The sequence below is a fragment of the Campylobacter hepaticus genome (assembly GCF_001687475.2).
Classification (GTDB): domain Bacteria; phylum Campylobacterota; class Campylobacteria; order Campylobacterales; family Campylobacteraceae; genus Campylobacter_D; species Campylobacter_D hepaticus.
The window spans coordinates 35,281-57,625 of the sequence record NZ_CP031611.1; the positions used below are offsets into that span (position 1 = coordinate 35,281).

Genomic DNA, 22,345 nt, shown 5'->3' on the forward strand with positions numbered 1-22,345 from the left:
AATAATGAGGAATAAATCCTCAAAAATTATTTAGAATTTTGTTTTTTAAGAGTTCTTAAAGTAGAAGCAGCAATTTTCATTTTTCTTATAGAGCCATCTTCTAAAGTGATGCGAACTGTTCTAAGATTAGGTAAAAAGCGTCTTTTTGTTTTATTGTTGGCATGGCTGACATTATTTCCTACCATGGGACCTTTTCCTGTGATCTGACATATTCTTGCCATATTTTTATCCTTGAATCAAATTTTATTATATAAATCTTATCAAATTTAAGCTTAAAATATTCACATATTTATAGTTTTTTTAATGTATAAATAGATAAAATATGTTTTATTTTATAAATTTTATATAATTTAATTTTATATTTTTAAGGTTTTTTAATGTATGTAGCTCCTAGTTTATTATCTGCAAATTTTTTAAAATTAGAAGAAGAAATTAAAGCCGTTGATGATGCAGGAGCAGATCTTTTGCATATTGATGTAATGGATGGACATTTTGTTCCTAATCTAACTTTTGGTCCTTGTGTTTTGGAAAAAATTGCAACTATTACTAAGCTTCCTTTAGATGTACATTTAATGGTTCAAAATGTGAGTAAATTTGTAGATCTTTTTATTCCTTTAAGGCCTAAATTTATTTCTTTTCATCTAGAAAGTGAAAATCATCCTATAAGGCTTTGTGAATACATAAGAAGCCATGGTATTCATCCAGCTATTGTATTAAATCCTCATACCCCTATAAATTCTATCAAACATATGATAGAATTTATAGATATGGTACTTTTAATGAGTGTTAACCCTGGTTTTGGTGGGCAAAAATTTTTACCTTTGGTTTATGAAAAAATTAAAGAATTGCGTCAATTGATTGATGAAAAAAGTGCTAAAATTTTTATAGAGGTTGATGGAGGAGTTAATGGTTTAAATGCTAGTGATTTAGAGCTTGCTGGAGCCGACATTTTGGTAGCAGGAAATTATATTTTTTCTTCGGATGATTATAAAAATGCCATTTCTTCTTTAAAGCTTGAATTTTGAGTTTACAACAAATTGATCAAATTATTTCTATATTAAATAAACAAAGTAAGCCTTATGATTGGGTTGTTGAAGAATTTTCTAAAATTCAAGAATTAAAAAATTTTGATTTAGACTTAGAAACTTTCGAACTTTTAGGTTTAGGATTAACTTTAAATAAAGATAATACTTTTACTCTTAAAACACGTACAAAAAAAATTAAAGAAGAAATTTTTTGTGTGGTAGATATAGAAAGTACAGGAGGGGTTAATAAGGGTGAAATATTAGAAATTGGAGCTGTTAAAATTCAAAATTCTAAACAGATTGGAGTTTTTCAAAGTTTTATTAAGGTTAAAGCTATTCCAGAGAATATTTCAGAGCTTACAGGCATTACTTATGATATGGTAAAAAATGCTCCAAGTCTAGCAAAGGTTTTAAATGATTTTAGGCTTTTTTTAAAAGATAGTATTTTTGTTGCCCATAATGTTCGCTTTGATTATAGTTTTATTTCTAAGGTTTTAGATGAATGTGATTTTGGGATTTTGCTCAATCGTCGTATTTGTACTATAGAGTTTGCACAATGTTGCATACAAAGCCCAAAATATAAACTTGAAGTTTTAAAGGAATTTTTGGGTATAGAAAATGTTCATCATAGGGCTTTAGATGATGCTTTGGCTGCTGCTGAAATTTTAAAGTATTGTTTAAGTAAACTTCCTTATCATATTAAAACTACAGAAGAATTGATTCATTTTATAAAGACTACACGTTTAAAAACAAAATAAACCATTAATGATAATATCTTATAATGTTTTTATAAATGACGGGAGCTTGTGGTACAGGCTGAGAGTAAGTTAAAAGCTTAGACCGAACCGGATCTGGGTAATGCCAGCGTCGGGAAGATTTATAAATTTAAATGCTTTCAAAAAATTTATATTACCCTTCATTTATCCCAAATTTTTTATTAAGGATAAATTTATGAAAACTCAAATGAATTATGCCAAAGAAGGTGTATTTACTAAAGAGATGCAAATTGTTGCACAAAAAGAACAAGTGAGTCAAGATTTTTTACTTGAAAATTTAGCTTGTGGTAAAATTATTATCCCTGCAAATATTAATCATAAAAGTCTTGATCCAAATGGTATAGGATTAGGACTTCGCACTAAAATAAATGTGAATTTAGGGGTTTCTAATGATTGTGTTGATTATAGCGAAGAGATGAAAAAAGTTGAACTTGCTCACAAGTTTAATATTGAAGCAATTATGGATTTAAGTAATTATGGTAAAACAAGTCATTTTAGAGATCAGCTTATTAATGTTTCAAAAGCTATGATAGGTACTGTACCAGTGTATGATGCAGTAGGATTTTTAGAAAAAGATTTAAAACAAATTAGTGCTAAAGATTTTTTAGATGTGGTTTATTATCATGCTAAAAGCGGGGTCGATTTTATGACAATTCATGCAGGTATTAATTCTCGTGCAGCAAATATTTTTAAACAAGGTAAAAGATTGACAAATATAGTTTCAAGAGGAGGTTCTGTGCTTTATGCTTGGATGATGATGAAAAATGCTGAAAATCCTTTTTTTGAATATTATGATGATTTGCTTGATATTTGTTTAAAATATGATGTAACCTTGTCTTTGGGCGATGCTTTACGCCCTGGTTCAACACATGATGCAAGTGATGCAGCGCAAATTGCAGAATTAATTGAATTATCTTTGTTAACACAAAGAGCTTGGGATGTTGGAGTTCAAGTTATGATAGAAGGTCCTGGGCACATGGCTATTAATGAAATTGAAGCAAACATGCAATTAGAAAAGCGTTTATGTAAAGGAGCACCTTTTTATGTTTTAGGTCCTTTGGTTACAGATATTGGGGCGGGTTATGATCATATTAGTGGTGCCATTGGAGGAGCTGTTGCAGCAGCAAGTGGTGCTGATATATTATGTTATGTTACTCCTGCAGAACATTTAAGGCTTCCGAATTTAGAAGATGTTAGAGATGGTATAGTTGCAACTAGGATTGCAGCTCATGCAGGAGATATAGCAAAGCTTCCAAAAGAAAGGGCAAGAGATGATGCTATGAGTAAAGCAAGACAGGATATAGATTGGGAAAAAATGTTTAAACTTGCTATTGATGGAGAAAAGGCAAAAAAAATGTTTAATGAACGTCGTCCCGATGATTTAAATTCATGTTCTATGTGTGGAAAAATGTGTGCAATGAATACTATGAATCAAATTCTAAAAGGCGATGAGGTAAGTTTAACTTGAGTAAATTTTAAGAGCAAGGTATATATTAATACCTTGCTCTGCAGCTTGAAGTTTTAGTGGGTAATCTAGTTTGATTAAATTATCATAATTTTTTAAAGCATCAATAAAATCATAAAGATTTTTAGGATTGTTTATTGTTGCTTGAATATTTAAAAGACTTTTTAAATATTTTTCTTTTTTTTCTGGTTTATTTTCTTGAATTTTAATATTTTGAAAGTATTTTTGTAAGAAAATATTAAAATGATCAATATTAAAATTTTGCTTGAACTGTTCTAAGCTTTTAGGATTTTCATTTTTTAATTTTGTAATTTTATCTTTACTAAAATCAAAATTTGATTGAGTAGTTTTTAATATGCTAAGTTGTGAATGTTCTACAAGGCTTATTTGTTGATATTTCTTTAGCGCAGGTAAAAGTAAAAATAAAATTAAAGCTGTGCAAATACTTATAAAGCTTAATGTAAAAACTATGAGTTTTAATAAATTAATTTCTTCTAGGCTTTTATCTTTCATCTATAATTCCTGAAATTTTTTACTGATATTAACAAAACGATACCATCCATTATCTAAACGATAATAACTTGTATTGCTTTGATCAAAAATGCTTTTTAAAGGAGTTTCTAAAAGCAAACTAAACATTTCTTTAGTAGGAGTGATGCCAATAAGTTTTAAAGAGTATTTTTCTTGTTCCATGCTTTGAAGCGTAATATTGTCAGTTTTTACAATAATATCAAATAGATTTTTAAGGCTTTCTTTTAGAATTTGATTTTGGGTTGTAAAATTTTTAGCTATTTGACTTTGTTCGAGTAAGGTTGCATAAAGCGCATTATTTTGTTGTATTTTATTTTGTAGGGTAATGACTTGTTGTTTTTCATTGTAAATAGTATTATGAATCAAAGCTGTTTTTGTTGTATATATAAAATATACTAGTAAAATAAATAATATACTAAAGCTAAAAAGCCCTAGCCAAATTTTATCAAAAAGTTTAAAAATGGGTTTTTTTTTAGGTTGTATGAAGCTATAAGTCACTTAAGTTCCTTTTGCATTAGTTCTATCATAAGATCAAGTGTATTAATAGATTTGGTTTTTATTTCTAGAAAAGTTTCATTTTCTAAAAAATCAATAGCACTGATATCAATACTAGATTCGCTATATAATATAATATCATTAATGAAAACTCCTAAATATTTATCATCGTTATAAAATTTTTCAATACTACTAATTATATAGCGACAAAATTCCATATCATTATTAAAATGTTCAAATTCTTCAAATTCTTTAATATTTAAATCATTGTCTAAGGTATTAAGATGATCTTCTTGTGTGTTTGAATTAATTTCTTGATTTAAGTTTTCATCAAAATTATCTACAATTTGAGTATCATTGTTTGTTTGAATATTATTTTCTTTTAAAAGATTTAAATTCGAGTTTAATTCTTGCTCAAAGGTTTTAAAGTCTCCATATAAAATAGTAGTACCCTTGCTAATAATAATAGTTAAAAGTGAATTTTGTTTAAATCCATAGAGTATGATTTTATCATCAGTTTGTCTTTCTTTTTGTATATTGTAATAAAGAAGAGCAAAGGGAGAATATAAAAAATCTAAAGTTCCATGATCTTCAAAAAGCTCATTATAATATTCTATGTGTTCAGTAGCTGTGTAAATTAAAGCATTATTTAATAAGATATGTTTTAAACTGATTTTTCCTATATCAAAATGTTCATAATCTTTAATATTTGTATTAGGTATTAATCCTTGTTCTTTAGCGTCTAAAAATAAAGCAGTATAATAAAATAAGAAATGTTTGCTTAAATTTTTTATATATTCTAATAAATTTTCGCTTTTATCAAAGGTTTTTTCATTGCTACTTACTAATTTATTCGCTCTATAAATGGAAGTTTTTAAGATATTTTTTTTATCTTTTAATATAATGCTAATGAAAAGTTGCGGGAATATTTTTTTTAGTAAAAATAACATTTTATTCCTTAAATTGATCAGCTAGGCTAATTTTATTAAATTGTTCTATTAAAAATTCTTTAGCCTCTTCTTTGTTTAAATGTGAAATATCTAAAGGTTCACTTAAGCTATAGGTGATTTTACTAAAAGGTTTTGGTAATATCATTTTATCCCAACTCTTAAATTCCCAAAATCGGTTTGCTTCATAATTTAAAATTCTTATTTTTAAACCTTTTTTTTGGGCTAAACTAATAGAACCATCTGAAATACTATGATAAGGTCCACGTGGTCCATCAGGCGTAATAACTATATCGTCATTTTGCTCTAAAACTTTAAAAGCAGCTCTAAGGACTTTACTTCCACCTTTTGAAGTGCTTCCTCTTACAGTATGAAGTCTAAAAAGTTTAATAATTTTAGCAATTTGTTCTCCATCTTTATGATAAGAAATCATTACATAAGCTTTCTTATCTTTTTGTCTATAGTATTTAAAAGCAAAAGGCATTAAAGCTAATTTTCCATGCCAAAAAAGTATCACATTGGGTTTATTGTCAACTTTTTTGCCTTTATAATATTTTTTACACGTTAAAAAAATAAACCATTGTAAAATAAAAATTATATATGTTAAACAATAAATTTTAAACGATTTCCCCATATAAAACCATACGCTTTGCATTATTAATTTTCACTTCTTTTAGTTGTCCTAAAAGTTCTTCACTACCTTGAATTTGTACTAAAAAATTATTATCTGTTCTCCCAGCTATTGTGTTATTTGTTTTTAATTCTTCAAATAAAACTTTAAAAGTTTTATTTTCTTGTTTTTTAACAATTTCATCTAAAATCGCATTGTGGCGATTTTGTAAGATAGTGAGTCTTTGTGAAGCAGTTTCTTCATCAATTTGATTTGGTAAACTAGCAGCTTTAGTTAAGGGGCGTTTAGAATATTTAAAAGAAAAGATTTGTTCAAAACGTACTTTTTCTAAAACATCCATAGTTTCTTCAAAATCTTTTTCACTTTCTCCTGGAAAAGCTACAATAATATCTGTTGAAATACTTACATTAGGACAAATTTCTCTAAGTTTTAGGGCTCTATTTAAATACCATTCTTTAGTATAACCGCGTTTCATAGCATTTAAAATTTGACTTGATCCACTTTGTAAGGGCATATGCATAGATTTACAAATTTTTGGATTACTAGCAAAAACTTTTAAAAATTTATCATCCATATGTAAAGGGTGTGGACTTGTAAAACGAATACGTTTTAAGTCTTTTATCGCACTAAGTTCTTCTAAAAGATCAGCAAAATCCATTGCTTTGTGTTGATTTCTAAATCTTTTACCATAATTATTAACATTTTGACCCAATAAAAAAATTTCTTGAGCACCTTTTTCTACAGCTTTTTGGGCTTCTTGATAAATAATATTAAAAGGTATGGAAATTTCATCTCCACGTGTATGAGGAACTATGCAATAAGTACAGTGTTTATCACAACCTATAGAGATATTAATATAAGATTTATAAATACTATTTCTAAAATCTGCAAAAGCAAATTCACTTTCATCATAATCTATATCTATTCCCATAAATTTTGGAGTTTTTATAGCTTGAGTAATTTTAGAAATATTTCTTGCTCCTAAGACAAAATCTACATAAGGGGCGCGACGAAAGATTTCATTTCCTAAGTGCGAAGCAGTACAACCGCAAACTCCTATTTTAGCACCTTGTTTTTTTACTTTTTCAAAGCTACCTACTTCTGAAAAAAGCTTATGTACAGGTTTTTCGCGTACTGAACAAGTGTTAATAAGAATAAGATCAGCTTCTTTAATGTCTTGTGTTAAGGCATAATTTTCTTTTTGTGTAAGTTCTGCGATCATATGTTCAGAATCTCTGACATTCATCGCGCATCCTAGAGTTTGGATAAATAATTTTTTAGCACTCAAAGAATGTGTACCTCATACATAAAATCATTATCATCAAGTCCATATTTTACGGTTTTGTGATAGATACTTAAACCTTTTTTTTTAAAATGATTAATAAAGGCAATAAATTGTTTATGTGTATTGTCTTTATCAAAATAAAAAAATTTTTGTCCCTCTTTTTTTAAAAGATCTTCAATTGTTTCTAAATCGATATTTTTAGGTTTTGCACTGATTGAAGTTCTTGCTAATTTTAATTCCATTATTTAGTCCTTAAAATTTTGAATTTATTATGTATAATTTTAACAAATTTTACTTTTAATTAAACTTATTAAGGATATAATTTTAATCTACTTTAGTTAAAATTTCCCACAAAAAGGCTTTTAAAATATGGAGAAAATAGCAGATATCATTGAGTCCATTGCTAATGAAAAAAATTTAGATTTAGAAAATGTTAAAGAAAAAGTTATCATTGCTTTAATTAATACAGCAAAAAAAATTTATGGACAAGAATATGAATTTTTTGTAGAGCCAAAAAATTTAAACCTTTATCAAAAGATTACTATTGTGGCTGATGATGATGAAAGACTGCAAAATAAAAGTGAAAGTCTAATAGCTTTAAGTAAGGCGAAAATAGAAGCACCTGAGGTTGAAATAGGAGATGAATTAACTTATGAATGTTCTTTGGAAAATTTAGGTAGAACTGCAGTAAATATTTTGCATAAAGAACTTGAGTATCATATACAAAAATTATTAGAACAAACTATTTTTGAAAAATATAAAAATAAAATTGGACAAATGGTTTTTGGTAGTGTTGTAAGAGTGGATAATGAAGAAAATACCTATATAGAAATTGACGAATTAAGAGCTTTTTTACCAAGAAAAAATCGTATTAAGGGTGAAAAATTTAAAATAGGTGATGTAGTAAAAGCTGTGATACGTCGTGTGTATACAGATAAGGGTATTAAAATAGAATTAAGTCGCACAAGTCCTAAATTTTTAGAATGTTTACTTGAGGCTGAGGTGCCTGAAATCAAAGACGGGTATGTTAATGTAGTTGCTTGCGCAAGAATTCCAGGTGAAAGAGCTAAAATAATTCTTAAAGCTAATGGAGCAAATATCGATCCTGTTGGAGCAACAGTAGGGGTAAAAGGTGTAAGAATTAATGCTGTTAGCAAGGAGCTTCATAATGAAAATATTGATTGTATAGAATTTGTTAATGAGAGTGAAATTTTAATTTCTCGTGCTTTAGCCCCAGCTATTGTTAATTCTGTAAAAATTGAAGATAAAAGAGCTATTGTAAGTTTAAATAGCGAACAAAAAAGTAAAGCTATAGGTAAAAATGGAATTAATATCCGTCTTGCTTCTATGTTAAGTGGTTATGAGATAGAATTAAATGAATTAAATTCTCATTTGAACAATACTATGAGTAATCAAGAAATGGTTAAAAATCTTCAAGATTTATTTAAAATTTAAATATTTTGGTGATTTATAAATATTTATGATAAAACCATTTCCAATAAAATGCGGCTAATACAAAAATCATACCTAGTAAAAATGTGATAAATTGTAAATTTAAACCTAATTCAAATAAAAATCCCATAAGTAAAGAAATACTAGCACTAAAGCTAAGATAAACCATATCAGTATAAGCAATAACTCTTCCATGGTATTGTTTATCTGCATTTTTTTGTATCATGGTGTATGTGTAAGCCCAAAGTGTAGATGTAAAAAATCCAGCACCAATTAAACCTATAAAGGAAATATAAAAATTAAATTGAGTTATTGCCCAAAGTATAATACCTAAACCTTGTCCAAGATACATATAAAATAAATTATTGTTATTAATGAATTTACTTAAAATTATAGGTCCTATAGCAAGAGAGCAAGCTCTAATTGCATTTAAAAATCCTATTATTAGTGCAGCAGATAATACTTCTTTGTAGCTGTGTTGTGCTAATAATGTGACTAAGGTTTCATAAGCGGTTAAACCAATAAAAGCATGAAGTAAAATAAGATGAAGAATTATTTTGTTTTTTAAAACATAAAATAAGCCTTCTTTTATCATAATAAAAAAGTGGTGTTGTGTTTTTTGTTTAAAATTAAAAATATTAAGTTTTGATAAGCAATAAATTCCAATAAGTATAAGAGTGCAATCAAATAAAAAGGCAATTTTTACACCGAGAAAATAAATAAAAATTCCAGCACTTGCCATTCCGGCTGTGTAAGAGATAGCCCAAATTATACTATGCATTTCATTGACAAGTTTAAGTTCTTTGGGATTTAAAATTTTGGCCATTAAACTCATTTCAGCTTGAAAATAAATAGAAGCAATACAAAGTCTAATAAAAATTAAAATAAATAAAAGCCATAACATATCAAGGCTGGTGACAAATATAAGACAAAAAATTGAAATAAGTTCTATGCTTATCATACTAAGGAGGAGTTTTTTAGGTTTATTTTTTTCTACTATAACTCCATTTATAGGCGCTAGTAAAACTCCAGGTAAAAAAGCAAGCATGGCACTTGTGGCTGTTGCCCAAGTAGGAGCATTAAGTTGGACTAAAAGAGTAAAAACTCCTGTTTGTGAAAACCATGCACCAAAATATACTATAAATTGAACTGAAGCTAATATTCGAATATTTGTGTTGTTTTTTAATAAATCGATATAATTCATAAATAAAACTATAGCATAATTTATATTTTAAATGTTATAATTATTTTAATTTGTTAAAAAAACAAGGAAAAATTTTGAAACGACTGGATAAGAAAGAGGCTTTGTATTTGCTTCATCATGCAAGTTTAACTGAACTTGGGAAAATGGCTTATGAGAAAAAAATAGCCTTGCATCCTGAAAAAATTACTACTTTTGTTGTAGATAGGAATATCAATTATACTAATGTATGTTGCATTGATTGTTCTTTTTGTGCTTTTTATCGTCATCATAAAGAAGATGATGCTTATATTTTAAGTTTTGAACAAATAGGTAAAAAAATAGAAGAACTTGAGTCTATAGGCGGGACTCAAATTCTTTTTCAAGGTGGAGTGCATCCAAAATTAAAAATAGAATGGTATGAAGAACTTGTTTCTTGGATAAAAAAACATTATCCAAATATTACTATACATGGTTTTTCTGCAGTTGAAATTGCTTATATTGCTAGGGTTTCAAAAATTTCTATTGCAGAAGTTTTACAAAGACTTAAGGATAAGGGTTTGTTTTCTATACCAGGTGCAGGTGCTGAAATATTAAGTGATAGGGTGCGTGATATTATAGCTCCTAATAAATGTGATAGTGCCACTTGGCTTGAAGTGCACCGTCAAGCCCATAAAATTGATATTAAAAGTACTGCTACGATGATGTTTGGTACTGTTGAAAGCGATGAAGAAATTATAGATCATTTTGAGTATTTAAGGCAATTACAAGATGAAACAAATGGTTTTAGAGCTTTTATTTTGTGGAGTTTTCAAAGTGAAAATACAGCTTTGATTCAAAAACATCCTCAAATTATGAAGCAAAGTTCAAATAAATACTTAAGACTTTTAGCATTGGCAAGACTTTATTTGGATAATTTTAAAAATTTGCAAAGTTCTTGGGTAACACAAGGATCTTTGATAGGTCAACTTGCTTTAAAATTTGGTGCTAATGATTTGGGTTCAACTATGATGGAAGAAAATGTTGTTAGTGCCGCAGGAGCTAGTTATAGAATGAATCAAGATGAGATGATAAGATTGATTAAAAGTTTAGGAGAGTATCCTGCAAAACGTAATACTGCTTATGAAATTTTAGAAAGGTTTTAATGCAATTTTTAGAAGTAAATCAAAGTAAAATCCCTTTTATTTTTGAAGAAAATACAGATCTTCCTATCGTTATTTTAAGACTTGTTTTTAGAAATTGCGGTAGAAGTTATGATAAAATAGCAGGAACTGCAAAAATATTTGCACGTATTTTAAATGAAGGCGTAGATGATAAATTTTTTAAAGATTTGGAGTTTAAAGCAATTAATTTAGAAGCAAATAGTGGTTTTGAAAGCTTAGAAATCAATCTTTCTTGTTTGAAAGAAAATTTTAATTTTGCTCTTAGTAGTTTAGAAAAATTATTTTTAAAACCAAGAATAGAAGAGAAAATTTTAGAAAAATTAAAAATTAATGCTTTGGGTGAATTAGCAAGTAAAAATAGTGATTTTGATTATTTGGCAAAAAAATTACTTAATCAAGAGCTTTTTGAATATGAAGAATTTCAAAGTCCAAATGATGGAAATGAAAAAAGTATTAGTACTATTTCTTTAAAAGATTTAAGAGATTTTTATGAAAAACATATTAATCTTAGTAGTCTTGTTGTGGTTTTAGGTGGAGACTTGCAAGAACAAAAAGCTAAAGAATATATGTTAAAATTTTTAGTCAAATTACCAGTGGGTAAGTTAAATATCCAAAAAACATATGAATTAAGCAAGGTAATAAAAGACAAGATTTTAGTACGCAAGGAAAGTGAACAAGCTTATATTTATTTTGCTACACCTTTTTTTGCGAATTTGGAAGATAAAGATTTGTATTTAGCCAAAATAGCTTTATTTGTTTTAGGTCAAGGTGGTTTTGGATCAAGAATCATGGAGGAAATACGCGTTAAAAGAGGTCTTGCGTATTCTGCTTATGCTATGCTTGATATGAATATGTCTTTTTCAAGGATTTTTGGATATTTGCAAACTAAAAATGAAAGTGCTAAAGAGGCAAAACAAATTGTTAAAGAAGTTTTTGAAAACTTTATTAAACAAGGCATTAGCCAAAACGAATTAGATCAGGCTAAAAATTTTCTTATTGGTTCAACACCTTTGCGTTATGAGAGTTTAAGCAAGCGTTTGATTATGGCTTTTAGTGAATTTTGTCAAGGTTTAAATTTGGGTTATTATAAAACAGAATTAAAATTGATAGAAAATGTTGACCTTGAGCAAATTAATGCTTATATTAAAAAACATCAAGAGCTTTTAAATATAAGTTTTGCAAGTATACAGAATGAAAATTAAAGAAAATGATTTTGAATTTTTTAAAAAATTAAAAATTAGAAGTGCTATTGATTTAGCCCTTCTTTTACCCAAAAAAATTGAAAATTTAAATCCTAGTAAGACTCCAAAAGATAATGAGATTTGCACTCAAAAAATTCTTATTAAAAGTATTAATTCAAATAAAAATCAGCTTTTTGGTTTAGGTTTTTGTCAAGATTGGAATCAAAATGTTTCTTTTGTTTTTTTTCATCCTAAGTCTTGGCATTTTGGAATTTGCAAAATAGGAAAAGAAGTGGTTTTTAGTGCCAAAATTTCACGTTTTAATCATACTTGGCAGTTTAATAATCCTAAAATTTCATTTGCTTTTGAGGGCTTTAGTCCAAAATATCAAATTTTAGGCTTAAAAGATGCAAAGATTGTTGAGTTTATGCATAAATATCTTAATTATGAAAATTTAAAAGAAAGTGGCATAAAAGATAAATATATATATTTTCTTTTAAATTTACATGCTTATGATGAAAAAAGTTTTTTTATGTTTTCTAATTTGCAAAAATTTTATCAAGATTTAAAATATATAGAAATATATAATTTTTTAAAACGTTTACAAGCTAAAAAAAAATATTTTCAAGCTTATGATATACCCGTTTTTAATATTAATACTTGGATTAAAAATTTACCCTTTACTCCTACAAAAGATCAATTACGCGCTTTAGAAGATATAAAAAATGATTTATCTTCTAAAGAAGCTAAAAGACGTGTTATTATGGGAGATGTTGGTTGTGGGAAAACTTTAGTTTTATTAGGTGCAGCTTTAATGGTATATCCAAAACAAGCTATTTTAATGGCTCCTACTAGTATTTTGGCAAATCAACTTTATGAAGAGGCTAAAAAACTTTTACCTGATTTTGTAAATATTTTATTTATTAAAGGCGGTAAAAAAGAAAAAGATTTAGAAGATAGTATAAATCATGCACATCTTATTATAGGTACTCATGCTTTAATTCATATTAAATCCCACAATGCAGTGCTTGTAATGATAGATGAACAGCACCGTTTTGGTTCAGCTCAGCGTGAAAAAATTCACGCTTTAAATCAAGGAGATTTGGTCCCGCATTTTATACAGTTTTCAGCTACACCTATACCTAGAACTTTAAGTATGATACAATCAGAATTGCTAAATTTTACTTTTATTAAGCAGTTGCCTTTTGAAAAAGATATTACAACCTATTGTATACAAAATAAGGGTTTTGCTAAGTTAAGTGAAAAAATTAAAGAAGAACTTGCTAAAAATCACCAAATTATTGTGATTTATCCTTTAGTAAATTCAAGTGATATGATTCCTTATCTTTCTTTAGAACAAGCAAGAAAATATTGGGAAAGTCATTATGAGAAAGTTTTTGTAACACATGGTAAAGATAAGCAAAAAGATAAAATTTTAGAGCGTTTTAGGGATGAGGGAAATATTTTATTAAGTACTACAGTAGTAGAAGTAGGTATTTCTTTGCCAAGATTAAGTATGATAGTTATTGTAGGAGCTGAACGTTTGGGACTTGCCACCTTACATCAACTTCGTGGTCGTGTAGGTCGTGTAGGTCTTAAAAGCACTTGTTATCTTTATACAAAATTAAAAGAAATTCCTAAGCGTTTGCAAGAATTTGCTAATACTTTAGATGGATTTAAAATAGCAGAACTTGATCTTGAAAATCGTTTAAGTGGAGATTTACTTGATGGTTTTATTCAACATGGAAATGAATTTAAATTTTTTGATTTTTCTAAAGATGAAAAAATTTTAGAACAAGTAAAAAAAGATTTGGCAAAGTCTTTGCCAAATTAATCTTTATTAAATCTATATAAAATATTTTGAAAATGCGAGGCTATCATTTGAGCACGCTGCAAGATTACTGCTTGCATATTTTCATCATAAACTTTATCTAGGCTAGATTCAAAAAGCTTAAGCCATGTTTGAAAAAATTCTTGAGGAAAAGCTGGTAAATCTAAATGTTTTTTTAAAGGTTGTCCATTATAGTTTCCTTCTCCTAATAACATTCCTGCCCAAAAATTTCCTATTTTTGCCTTATGCTCCTTCCATTCTTCATCACTAGTTCCAATAGCATCATTGAAAATAGGACCTAAATCTTTATCTTTTCTCACTTTTTCATAAAATATTTCCATAAGTTTGGCTATATTTTCTTGAGTGATTGTTTGAGATTTCATGTGATCCTTTCTTAAATGTTAATTTTATGAAGTTAATATAACAAAAATAAAATAAAAGAAATTTAACATGAGTTAAGAACGGAATTATTTTAATGAAAGATTATTTAGAGCTTTTATCCGGGGTGGGAAAACTAAAAAATATTCAAAAAAATAATATTTTGTTTTATGAAGGAGAAGAGGCTAGAAATTTTTTTATTTTACTAGAAGGAAAAATACGTATTTATAAAAGTACAGTTAGTGATAAAGAAATTACTTTGCATTATTTTTATCCTCCTAATTTTATAGCAGAAATGCCCGCTTTTAAAAAATTAAATTATCCTGCAAATGCAATTTGTGAGGAAAATAGTAAAATTTTAGAAATTGATTTTGAAAATTTCCAAAATTTATGTAGTGAAAATAAAGAGTTTAATTTTTTACTTATAAGCTCACTTTTTGATAAAATCAAAATTTTAGAAAATAAATTATCTCAAAATACTTTAGATTTAAAAACAAAATTACTAAAGTATCTTTTAGAAAATGAAAAAAAATTAGATCTTATTTCTCAAAAGCAAATTGCTATTGATTTAAATGTTAGAGCGCAATCTTTATCAAGAGTATTAAAAGAACTTAAAATTTTAGAATTTATTGATACAAAAAAAGGTAAAATTATAATTTTAAATAAGGCTATGATTATAAAAGAAATTTGGTGAATTTAGGGTGAAAAATGGATTACAATTTTATATTAAATCAAATTCCTGCTTTTATAACAGCTACTTGGCTTACGTTAAAATTAAGTTTTTTTGGAATTGTTTTTTCTTTATTAATAGGTTTATTTTGTGTTTTTATGAGCTATTTTAAAATAAAAATAGTAGAAAATTTGTGTAAAATTTATATAGAATTTTCAAGAAATACTCCTTTATTGATTCAACTTTTTTTCTTGTATTATGCTTTGCCAAAATTAGATATTCATTTAGATCAATTTCCTCCATTAAGTTTTATTTGTTTGAGTGTGGAAGAAACTTTAAGACCTTCTTTTGCTTGTGCTGTTGTAGGACTTAGCTTTTTGGGTGGATCTTATATGGCAGAGAGTTTAAGATCGGGTTTTGAGGCTATAAGAAAACAGCAATTTGAAGCAGGATTGGCCTTAGGTTTTTCCAAATGGGGTAATTTGCGTTATATTATTTTACCACAGGTATTGGCTATTGCTATGCCAAGTATTAGTGCTAATATCATTTTTTTGATCAAGGAAACTTCAGTAGTAAGTATTATTGCTCTACCGGATTTAGTTAATTTGATGACGAGTTTAAATTCTTTAACTTATAAAACAGATGAATTGTTATTTTTATTGTTTATAGGTTATTTATGTATGATTTTACCTTTATCTTTTATTCTATTAAAACTTGAAAAAAGGTTATTTCATGTTTGAGTTTTTAAATGCAGACACACTTTTAAGACTTTGGCAAGGATTATTTATCACTCTTGAAATTTCTTTTATAAGTATTGTAATTACTCTCATAGGAGGCTTATGTCTTGGAGTTTTAATGAGTTTAAAAAATACTTATATTTATATTTTTTGTCGTTTAGCTTTAGAATTTGTGCGTGTTATGCCGCTTTTAGTATGGCTTTTTGTTGTATATTTTGGTTTTCCTAGATGGTTTGGATGGGATTTGGGATCTGTGAATGCAACAATTATTGTTTTTAGCATTTGGGGTTGTTTTGAAATGATGGATTTAGTACGCGTTTCTTTGCAAAGTATTCCTAAGCATCAATATGAAAGTGCTGCGTCTTTAGGTTTAAGCACCTTGCAAAGTTTTACTTATATCATAATTCCTCAGGCTTTTAGACGTTTAATGCCTATGAGTATGAATTTGCTTACACGCATGATAAAAAGCACTACTTTTGCTTATTTAATTGGTGCAGTAGAGCTTGTAAAGGTGGGGCAGCAAATTATAGAATTTAATAATAAAAATGATTTAGCACCTTTTATTATTTATGGTTTTATCTTTTTTATCTTTTTTATTCTTTGTTATCCTATTACTTGGTATTCTAAAAAATTAGAGAAAAAATGGAGCTAAAATATGAGTATATTAAAAATAGAAAATTTGCAAAAATACTATGGCTTGCACCATGCTTTAAAAGATATTAATTTAGAAGTTAAAGCCAAAGAAGTTGTAGTGATTTTAGGTCCTAGTGGATGTGGTAAATCTACTCTTTTGCGTTGCATTAATGGTTTTGAAGATATTGCAAGCGGAGCTATTTATGTTGATAAGGAAAAAATAGATAAAGATTTTAAAGAATGGTCAAGAATACGTCAAAAAATAGGTATGGTTTTTCAATCTTATGAGCTTTTTGAGCATTTAAGTGTTGAGGAAAATATACTTTTAGGTCCTATGAAAGTACAAAAAAGAAAAAAAGATGAGGTTTTAAAAGAAGCTAAAATTTGGTTAGAAAAAGTAGGACTTTTACATAAAATTCATGCTTATCCAAGAGAATTAAGCGGGGGTCAAAAACAAAGAATTGCTATTGTAAGAAGTTTGTGTATGAATCCTGAAATTATGCTTTTTGATGAGGTAACAGCTGCTCTTGATCCTGAAATTGTAAGAGAAGTTTTAGAAGTAATGCTTAATCTTGCTAAAGAAGGTATGACTATGCTTATTGTCACTCATGAAATGGCTTTTGCTAAAGCAGTTGCTGATAAAATAATTTTTATGGATGAAGGTAAGATTATAGAAGAAAATGTTCCTAAAAATTTTTTTGAAAATCCAAAAAGCGAAAGAGCAAGAAAATTTTTAAATTTATTTGATTACCATAAATAAGAAATTTTTATTTTAAAAAGCTTATAAAAGTTCTTGACAAAATATTTTTTTTAAGTTATAATCTAAGTTTTATTTTTGCTGGTTTAGCTCAGTTGGTAGAGCAGCTGCCTTGTAAGCAGCAGGTCGGGGGTTCAAGTCCCTTAACCAGCTCCATTTTTTATAGCAGTGTTTGACCAGAATATTAAAAGCAATATTTTAAAAGGTGAGTTACTCAAGTGGCCAACGAGGGCAGACTGTAAATCTGCTGGCTTTCGCCTTCCGTGGTTCGAATCCACGACTCACCACCATGTGCTTTGCGGGAGTAGCTCAGTTGGCTAGAGCATCAGCCTTCCAAGCTGAGGGTCGCGGGTTCGAGTCCCGTTTCCCGCTCCATATTTATAAAGAACTGGGAGCTGTATTTTAACCATTAACTTACAGTATAATATCCCAAAGTTTTTTGTTGTCTATTTCATATATAATTTTTCTGAGCGCTCGTATGGCTCAGAGGTAGAGCACTCCCTTGGTAAGGGAGAGGTCGCGGGTTCAATTCCCGCTATGAGCTCCATGAATTGAAAAAATTATATTAAATCTAGACTTGCTTTGCTCAATTTATTTTATACGGAGGAAAAAAATGGCTAAAGAAAAATTTTCACGTAATAAGCCACACGTAAATATCGGTACTATTGGTCACGTTGATCATGGTAAAACTACTTTAACAGCTGCTATTTCTGCTGTTCTTTCTAGAAAAGGTCTAGCAGAACTTAAAGATTATGATAATATTGATAATGCTCCAGAAGAAAAAGAACGTGGTATTACTATTGCTACTTCTCATATTGAATATGAAACAGATAATCGCCATTATGCACATGTTGACTGTCCAGGTCACGCAGATTATGTTAAAAACATGATTACAGGTGCTGCTCAAATGGATGGTGCGATTTTAGTTGTTTCTGCTGCAGATGGTCCAATGCCGCAAACTAGAGAGCATATCCTTCTTTCTCGCCAAGTAGGTGTTCCATACATTGTTGTTTTTATGAATAAAGCTGATATGGTTGATGATGCTGAACTTTTAGAATTAGTTGAAATGGAAATTAGAGAATTATTAAGCTCTTATGATTTTCCAGGTGATGATACACCTATTATTTCAGGATCTGCTTTAAAAGCTCTTGAAGAAGCTAAAGCTGGACAAGATGGAGAGTGGTCAGCAAAAGTTATGGATCTTATGGCTGCAGTTGATAGTTACATTCCAACTCCAACTCGTGATACTGAAAAAGATTTCTTAATGCCGATTGAAGATGTTTTCTCAATTTCAGGTCGTGGTACTGTTGTTACAGGTAGAATTGAAAAAGGTATTGTAAAAGTTGGTGATACTATAGAAATTGTTGGTATCAAAGATACTCAAACAACAACTGTTACAGGCGTTGAAATGTTTAGAAAAGAAATGGATCAAGGCGAAGCAGGAGATAATGTAGGAGTTCTTCTTCGTGGTACTAAAAAAGAAGAAGTTATTCGTGGTATGGTTTTAGCTAAACCAAAATCAATTACTCCACACACTGATTTTGAAGCTGAAGTTTATATTTTAAATAAAGATGAAGGTGGTAGACACACTCCGTTCTTTAATAATTATAGACCACAATTTTATGTAAGAACAACTGATGTAACAGGTTCAATTAAATTGGCTGATGGGGTTGAAATGGTTATGCCAGGTGAAAATGTAAGAATTACTGTAAGCTTAATTGCTCCAGTAGCACTTGAAGAAGGTACTCGTTTTGCTATCCGTGAAGGTGGAAAAACTGTAGGTTCAGGTGTTGTTTCTAAAATTATTAAATAATTTACATAAGGTCAAGTATTTAAAACTTGACCTTAATTTTTTAAGGAAAATAAAATGAGAATTAAAGTCGGTTTAAAATGTGAAGAATGTGGTGATATAAATTATAGTACTTATAAAAATAGTAAAAATACTACTGAAAAATTGGAATTAAAAAAATATTGCCCAAGATTAAAAAAACATACACTTCACAAAGAAGTTAAACTAAAAAGTTAAGCTTTACGCCCTTAGGGCAATAGCTCCAACGGTAGAGCGCCGGATTCCAAATCCGATGGTTGGGGGTTCGAATCCCTCTTGCCCTGCCATAATTAAGGTTTAAATAAATGGAAAAATTAATAACTTATTTTAAATTATCAAAAGCCGAATTAAGGAAAGTAATTTTTCCTTTAAAAGAACAGGTAAGAAATGCTTATATTACGGTTTTTGTAGTGGTTACAGCAATTTCTTTGTTTTTAGCACTAGTGGATTGGATTTTATCCTCTATTGTTTCTGTGATTGTATAAGGAGGATATATGAGTACTCATAAATGGTATGCAATTCAAACTTATGCTGGCAGTGAAATGGCAGTTAAGAAAGCCATTGAAAATTTAGTCAAAGATAATGGAATTGAAGAACAGCTTAAAGAAATTGTTGTTCCGACTGAAGATGTTATTGAATTTAAAAATGGAAAAGAGAAAATTAGTGAGAGAAGTTTGTATTCAGGATATGTTTTTGCACTTCTTGATTTAAATACAGAACTTTGGCATCGTATTCAATCTCTTCCAAAAGTAGGTCGTTTTATTGGAGAATCAAAAAAACCTACTCCTTTAACAGAACAAGATATTAATTTAATTTTGGAAAAAGTACGTAATCGTGCTGCTCCAAAACCAAAAATTTCTTTTGAAGAAGGCGAAAATGTAAGAATCACAGAAGGACCATTTGCGAATTTTACTGCTATAGTAGAAGAATATGATATGGTTCGCGGCCTGTTAAAACTTAATGTTTCTATTTTTGGACGTTCAACTCCAGTAGAAATTTTATATTCTCAAGTTGAGAAAATAATTTAATTTATATTAAGTAAGGAGATTTGTTATGGCTAAAAAAGTCGTAGGTGAAATTAAATTGCAAATTGCTGCTACAAAAGCAAATCCATCACCACCGGTTGGTCCTGCTTTGGGTCAACAAGGTGTTAATATTATGGAATTTTGCAAAGCTTTTAATGAGAGAACAAAAGATATGGCAGGTTTTAATATTCCTGTTGTTATTACTGTTTATGCTGATAAGAGTTTTACTTTTATTACAAAACAACCACCAGCTACAGATTTAATTAAAAAAGCAGCTGGAATTTCTAAGGGTACAGATAATCCACTTAAAAATAAAGTGGGCAAATTAACTCGTGCTCAAGTTTTAGAAATAGTTGATAAAAAAATTGCAGATTTGAATACTAAAGACAGAGAACAAGCAGCGAAAATTATTGCTGGTTCAGCTCGTTCTATGGGTGTTGAAATCGTAGATTAATTCCTTTCACCGCCAAGGTAAAAGGCGGTAGCACTTTAAAATGCGGAGAAAATAAATGGCTAAGATAGCAAAAAGATTAAAAGAATTATCACAAAAAATTGATGCAAGTAAAGAATATGCTTTAAGTGAAGCGATTGATACAGTAAAAACTTTGAAATCTGCTAAATTTGATGAAACTGTAGAAATTGCATTAAAATTAAATGTTGATCCAAGGCATGCTGATCAAATGGTAAGAGGATCTGTTGTTTTACCTGCAGGAACAGGTAAAAAAGTTCGTGTTGCTGTTATAGCAAAGGATGCAAAAGTAGATGAGGCAAAAAATGCTGGAGCAGATATTGTAGGTAGCGATGACCTAATAGAAGAAATTCAAAAAGGAAATATGAATTTTGATGTTTTAATCGCAACTCCAAATTTAATGGGACTTGTAGGTAAGGTGGGTAGGATTTTAGGTCCTAAAGGTTTAATGCCAAATCCTAAAACAGGAACTGTAACTATGGATGTTGTTCAAGCTGTTAATAATGCAAAAAGTGGACAAGTAAATTTCCGTGTAGATAAGCAAGGAAATATCCATGCAGGTCTTGGTAAAATAAGTTTTTCTAAAGAACAGTTGTGGGATAATATAACTACTTTTGTAAAAGCGATTAATAAGCACAAACCTGCTGCAGCTAAAGGTAGGTATATTAAAAGTGCAGCTTTATCTTTAACAATGAGTCCTTCTGTAAAACTCGAGTCACAAGAATTACTTGATATGAAATAAGAGTTGCTTAGTAGCAACTCTTATATTTTAAAATAAATATTTGAAAAAATTTTTTGTTTTTTGAAATGTTTATTTTAGATTGAAGATAGTCGAGGCGTAAGCTTAATTGGATTTTCCGCTCTACTTGAAATCTCAATCGGAAAGGAGAAGATGTGACTAGAAGTGAAAAAGTTGAGATTATTGCTAAACTTGAAGAAGGTTTTAAAACTAGTGAAGCTATCGTAGTTTGTAACTACAGAGGTCTTAGTACAAAAAAACTAGAAGAGCTTAGAAATAATGCAAGAGAAAATAATGTAAAAGTTCAAATTGTTAAAAACACTTTGGCAAATATTGCTCTTAATAATTCCGGTAAAACAGGTCTAGTTCTTAAAGATACAAATATTTATCTTTGGGGTGAAGATCAGCTTAGCGTTTCAAAAGTAGCTGCTAAATTTGAAGAAAATAATGACAAATTTGAAATTAAAGCAGCTCACATTGAAGGCGAAGTTGCAGATGTTGCCAAGGTTAAAGCTCTAGCTAAAATGCCTTCACGTAATGAGTTGCTTGCTATGCTTTTGCAAGTTTGGAATGCGCCAATTACCAATTTCACAATAGGTTTAAATGCGCTTAAAAATAAAAAAGAATCTCAATAAATAAAAAAGGATAAAAAATGGCAATTTCTAAAGAAGATGTATTAGAATATATTTCGAATTTAAGTGTTCTTGAATTATCAGAACTTGTAAAAGAATTTGAAGAGAAATTTGGTGTTAGTGCTGCTCCGGTGGTAGTAGCTGGTGGTGGCGGTGCAGCTGGAGGTGCAGCAGCAGCTGAAGAAAAAACTGAATTTGATCTTGTTTTAATAGATGGTGGTGCTAAAAAAATTGAAGTTATTAAGATTGTTCGTGCTCTTACAGGTCTTGGTCTTAAAGAGGCAAAAGATGCAGTTGAGCAAACTCCTTCAACATTAAAAGAGGGTATAGCTAAAGCTGAAGCTGAAGAAGCTAAAAAACAACTTGAAGAAGCTGGTGCTAAAGTAGAACTTAAATGATTTAAGCTTGAAAGTTTGAAGAAGATTTGTTAATACAAGTCTTCTTTTTTTGTTTTTTGCCTAATGTTTTAGGTCTTCTTTTTTAAATTTACAAAATTTACCATGAGGTATGTGCGA

At 28.9% G+C, this 22,345-nt stretch carries 28 protein-coding genes, 5 tRNA genes and 1 riboswitch; of the genes, 24 read left to right on the top strand and 9 right to left on the bottom strand.

Features of this window, described 5'->3' with window-relative positions:
- Positions 1-26 precede the first annotated feature (26 nt).
- On the bottom strand, positions 27-221 hold the full coding sequence (rpmB, locus tag A2J15_RS00180; RefSeq protein ID WP_066777225.1) for a 50S ribosomal protein L28: 195 nt from the start codon (positions 219-221) through the stop codon (positions 27-29).
- Between the two features lie 156 nt (positions 222-377).
- On the opposite strand from rpmB, the gene rpe reads away from it, so the two are divergent.
- From rpe to thiC, 3 genes are all read left to right on the top strand, one after another.
- Positions 378-1,025 (top strand): ribulose-phosphate 3-epimerase, encoded by a 648-nt coding sequence (gene rpe, locus A2J15_RS00185; RefSeq protein ID WP_066777227.1) that lies wholly within the window; start codon positions 378-380, stop codon positions 1,023-1,025.
- Positions 1,022-1,783 (top strand): 3'-5' exonuclease, encoded by a 762-nt coding sequence (locus A2J15_RS00190; RefSeq protein WP_066777230.1) that lies wholly within the window; start codon positions 1,022-1,024, stop codon positions 1,781-1,783. The genes rpe and A2J15_RS00190 overlap by 4 nt, the downstream gene beginning before the upstream one ends.
- 28 nt (positions 1,784-1,811) lie before the next feature.
- A riboswitch (TPP riboswitch) is annotated at positions 1,812-1,916 on the top strand.
- 60 nt (positions 1,917-1,976) lie between these two features.
- Positions 1,977-3,269 carry a phosphomethylpyrimidine synthase ThiC gene (thiC, locus tag A2J15_RS00195; protein ID WP_066777232.1) on the top strand — a complete coding sequence of 431 codons (1,293 nt, stop codon included), beginning with the start codon at positions 1,977-1,979 and terminating at the stop codon, positions 3,267-3,269.
- Here thiC and A2J15_RS00200 read toward each other — a convergent pair.
- The 6 genes from A2J15_RS00200 to A2J15_RS00225 are packed head-to-tail and all read right to left on the bottom strand — an operon-like array spanning position 3,261 to position 7,397.
- Positions 3,261-3,779 (bottom strand): hypothetical protein, encoded by a 519-nt coding sequence (locus tag A2J15_RS00200; RefSeq protein WP_066777234.1) that lies wholly within the window; start codon positions 3,777-3,779, stop codon positions 3,261-3,263. The two genes, thiC and A2J15_RS00200, sit on opposite strands and share 9 nt — an antisense overlap.
- Positions 3,780-4,295 (bottom strand): hypothetical protein, encoded by a 516-nt coding sequence (locus A2J15_RS00205; RefSeq protein ID WP_066777238.1) that lies wholly within the window; start codon positions 4,293-4,295, stop codon positions 3,780-3,782.
- Positions 4,292-5,242 (bottom strand): clan AA aspartic protease, encoded by a 951-nt coding sequence (locus tag A2J15_RS00210; RefSeq protein WP_066777241.1) that lies wholly within the window; start codon positions 5,240-5,242, stop codon positions 4,292-4,294. The genes A2J15_RS00205 and A2J15_RS00210 overlap by 4 nt, the downstream gene beginning before the upstream one ends.
- Before the next feature lies 1 nt (position 5,243).
- Entirely contained in the window at positions 5,244-5,873 is a 630-nt protein-coding gene (locus A2J15_RS00215; protein WP_066777244.1) for a lysophospholipid acyltransferase family protein, read from the bottom strand.
- Complete coding sequence (gene miaB / locus A2J15_RS00220) at positions 5,857-7,158, bottom strand: tRNA (N6-isopentenyl adenosine(37)-C2)-methylthiotransferase MiaB (protein WP_066777247.1); 1,302 nt, start codon at positions 7,156-7,158, stop codon at positions 5,857-5,859. The genes A2J15_RS00215 and miaB overlap by 17 nt, the downstream gene beginning before the upstream one ends.
- On the bottom strand, positions 7,155-7,397 hold the full coding sequence (locus tag A2J15_RS00225; RefSeq protein WP_066777250.1) for an HP0268 family nuclease: 243 nt from the start codon (positions 7,395-7,397) through the stop codon (positions 7,155-7,157). The genes miaB and A2J15_RS00225 overlap by 4 nt, the downstream gene beginning before the upstream one ends.
- A gap of 127 nt (positions 7,398-7,524) precedes the next feature.
- On the opposite strand from A2J15_RS00225, the gene nusA reads away from it, so the two are divergent.
- Complete coding sequence (gene nusA / locus A2J15_RS00230; RefSeq protein WP_066777253.1) at positions 7,525-8,610, top strand: transcription termination factor NusA; 1,086 nt, start codon at positions 7,525-7,527, stop codon at positions 8,608-8,610.
- A gap of 13 nt (positions 8,611-8,623) precedes the next feature.
- Here the strand turns inward: nusA and A2J15_RS00235 are convergent, their stop codons facing one another.
- Positions 8,624-9,811 carry an MFS transporter gene (locus A2J15_RS00235; RefSeq protein WP_066777255.1) on the bottom strand — a complete coding sequence of 396 codons (1,188 nt, stop codon included), beginning with the start codon at positions 9,809-9,811 and terminating at the stop codon, positions 8,624-8,626.
- A gap of 74 nt (positions 9,812-9,885) precedes the next feature.
- Between A2J15_RS00235 and A2J15_RS00240 the strand changes: the two genes are divergently transcribed.
- Genes A2J15_RS00240 through recG form a run of 3 tightly spaced genes read left to right on the top strand, consistent with a single transcriptional unit; the run spans position 9,886 to position 13,965 of the window.
- A complete protein-coding gene (locus A2J15_RS00240) occupies positions 9,886-10,932 on the top strand; it encodes a dehypoxanthine futalosine cyclase (RefSeq protein WP_066777257.1) in 1,047 nt (348 codons plus the stop codon).
- A complete protein-coding gene (locus A2J15_RS00245) occupies positions 10,932-12,152 on the top strand; it encodes a M16 family metallopeptidase (protein ID WP_066777259.1) in 1,221 nt (406 codons plus the stop codon). The genes A2J15_RS00240 and A2J15_RS00245 overlap by 1 nt, the downstream gene beginning before the upstream one ends.
- A complete protein-coding gene (gene recG, locus A2J15_RS00250; RefSeq protein WP_066777261.1) occupies positions 12,142-13,965 on the top strand; it encodes an ATP-dependent DNA helicase RecG in 1,824 nt (607 codons plus the stop codon). Before A2J15_RS00245 ends, recG begins: the two co-directional genes overlap by 11 nt.
- Here recG and ctb read toward each other — a convergent pair.
- Positions 13,962-14,345, bottom strand: coding sequence for a truncated hemoglobin Ctb (gene ctb, locus A2J15_RS00255; RefSeq protein ID WP_066777263.1), 384 nt, complete (start codon positions 14,343-14,345; stop codon positions 13,962-13,964). The two genes, recG and ctb, sit on opposite strands and share 4 nt — an antisense overlap.
- 92 nt (positions 14,346-14,437) lie before the next feature.
- Between ctb and nssR the strand changes: the two genes are divergently transcribed.
- From nssR to rplL, 17 genes are all read left to right on the top strand, one after another.
- Positions 14,438-15,034 (top strand): nitrosative stress-sensitive transcriptional regulator NssR, encoded by a 597-nt coding sequence (gene nssR / locus A2J15_RS00260; protein WP_066777265.1) that lies wholly within the window; start codon positions 14,438-14,440, stop codon positions 15,032-15,034.
- A 14-nt stretch (positions 15,035-15,048) separates the two neighbouring features.
- Positions 15,049-15,750, top strand: a complete 702-nt coding sequence (locus A2J15_RS00265) for an amino acid ABC transporter permease (RefSeq protein WP_066777267.1) — start codon at positions 15,049-15,051, stop codon at positions 15,748-15,750.
- Complete coding sequence (locus A2J15_RS00270) at positions 15,743-16,399, top strand: amino acid ABC transporter permease (protein ID WP_066777270.1); 657 nt, start codon at positions 15,743-15,745, stop codon at positions 16,397-16,399. Before A2J15_RS00265 ends, A2J15_RS00270 begins: the two co-directional genes overlap by 8 nt.
- Before the next feature lie 3 nt (positions 16,400-16,402).
- Positions 16,403-17,140 (top strand): amino acid ABC transporter ATP-binding protein, encoded by a 738-nt coding sequence (locus tag A2J15_RS00275; RefSeq protein WP_066777272.1) that lies wholly within the window; start codon positions 16,403-16,405, stop codon positions 17,138-17,140.
- 77 nt (positions 17,141-17,217) lie between these two features.
- Positions 17,218-17,293 (top strand) — tRNA-Thr (locus A2J15_RS00280).
- 48 nt (positions 17,294-17,341) lie between these two features.
- Positions 17,342-17,427 (top strand) — tRNA-Tyr (locus A2J15_RS00285).
- 8 nt (positions 17,428-17,435) lie between these two features.
- Positions 17,436-17,512: transfer RNA gene (locus A2J15_RS00290), tRNA-Gly, on the top strand.
- Positions 17,513-17,609: 97 nt separating this feature from the next.
- Positions 17,610-17,684: transfer RNA gene (locus A2J15_RS00295), tRNA-Thr, on the top strand.
- A gap of 66 nt (positions 17,685-17,750) precedes the next feature.
- Positions 17,751-18,950, top strand: coding sequence for an elongation factor Tu (tuf, locus tag A2J15_RS00300; RefSeq protein ID WP_066777275.1), 1,200 nt, complete (start codon positions 17,751-17,753; stop codon positions 18,948-18,950).
- A gap of 54 nt (positions 18,951-19,004) precedes the next feature.
- Entirely contained in the window at positions 19,005-19,163 is a 159-nt protein-coding gene (gene rpmG / locus A2J15_RS00305; RefSeq protein ID WP_002793551.1) for a 50S ribosomal protein L33, read from the top strand.
- 13 nt (positions 19,164-19,176) lie between these two features.
- Positions 19,177-19,252: transfer RNA gene (locus tag A2J15_RS00310), tRNA-Trp, on the top strand.
- Positions 19,253-19,270: 18 nt separating this feature from the next.
- Positions 19,271-19,450 (top strand): preprotein translocase subunit SecE, encoded by a 180-nt coding sequence (gene secE, locus A2J15_RS00315; RefSeq protein ID WP_066777277.1) that lies wholly within the window; start codon positions 19,271-19,273, stop codon positions 19,448-19,450.
- A gap of 9 nt (positions 19,451-19,459) precedes the next feature.
- Positions 19,460-19,993: a transcription termination/antitermination protein NusG gene (gene nusG, locus A2J15_RS00320; protein ID WP_066777285.1), complete on the top strand. Its 534-nt coding sequence runs from the start codon at positions 19,460-19,462 to the stop codon at positions 19,991-19,993.
- A gap of 25 nt (positions 19,994-20,018) precedes the next feature.
- On the top strand, positions 20,019-20,444 hold the full coding sequence (gene rplK, locus A2J15_RS00325; protein WP_066777288.1) for a 50S ribosomal protein L11: 426 nt from the start codon (positions 20,019-20,021) through the stop codon (positions 20,442-20,444).
- 55 nt (positions 20,445-20,499) lie between these two features.
- Positions 20,500-21,201, top strand: coding sequence for a 50S ribosomal protein L1 (gene rplA / locus A2J15_RS00330; protein ID WP_066777291.1), 702 nt, complete (start codon positions 20,500-20,502; stop codon positions 21,199-21,201).
- Positions 21,202-21,353: 152 nt separating this feature from the next.
- Positions 21,354-21,833 (top strand): 50S ribosomal protein L10, encoded by a 480-nt coding sequence (gene rplJ, locus A2J15_RS00335; RefSeq protein WP_066777294.1) that lies wholly within the window; start codon positions 21,354-21,356, stop codon positions 21,831-21,833.
- Positions 21,834-21,850: 17 nt separating this feature from the next.
- The gene (gene rplL, locus A2J15_RS00340) at positions 21,851-22,228 is read left to right on the top strand and encodes a 50S ribosomal protein L7/L12 (RefSeq protein ID WP_066777296.1); all 378 of its coding nucleotides are present in this window, start codon (positions 21,851-21,853) and stop codon (positions 22,226-22,228) included.
- Positions 22,229-22,345: the final 117 nt, after the last annotated feature.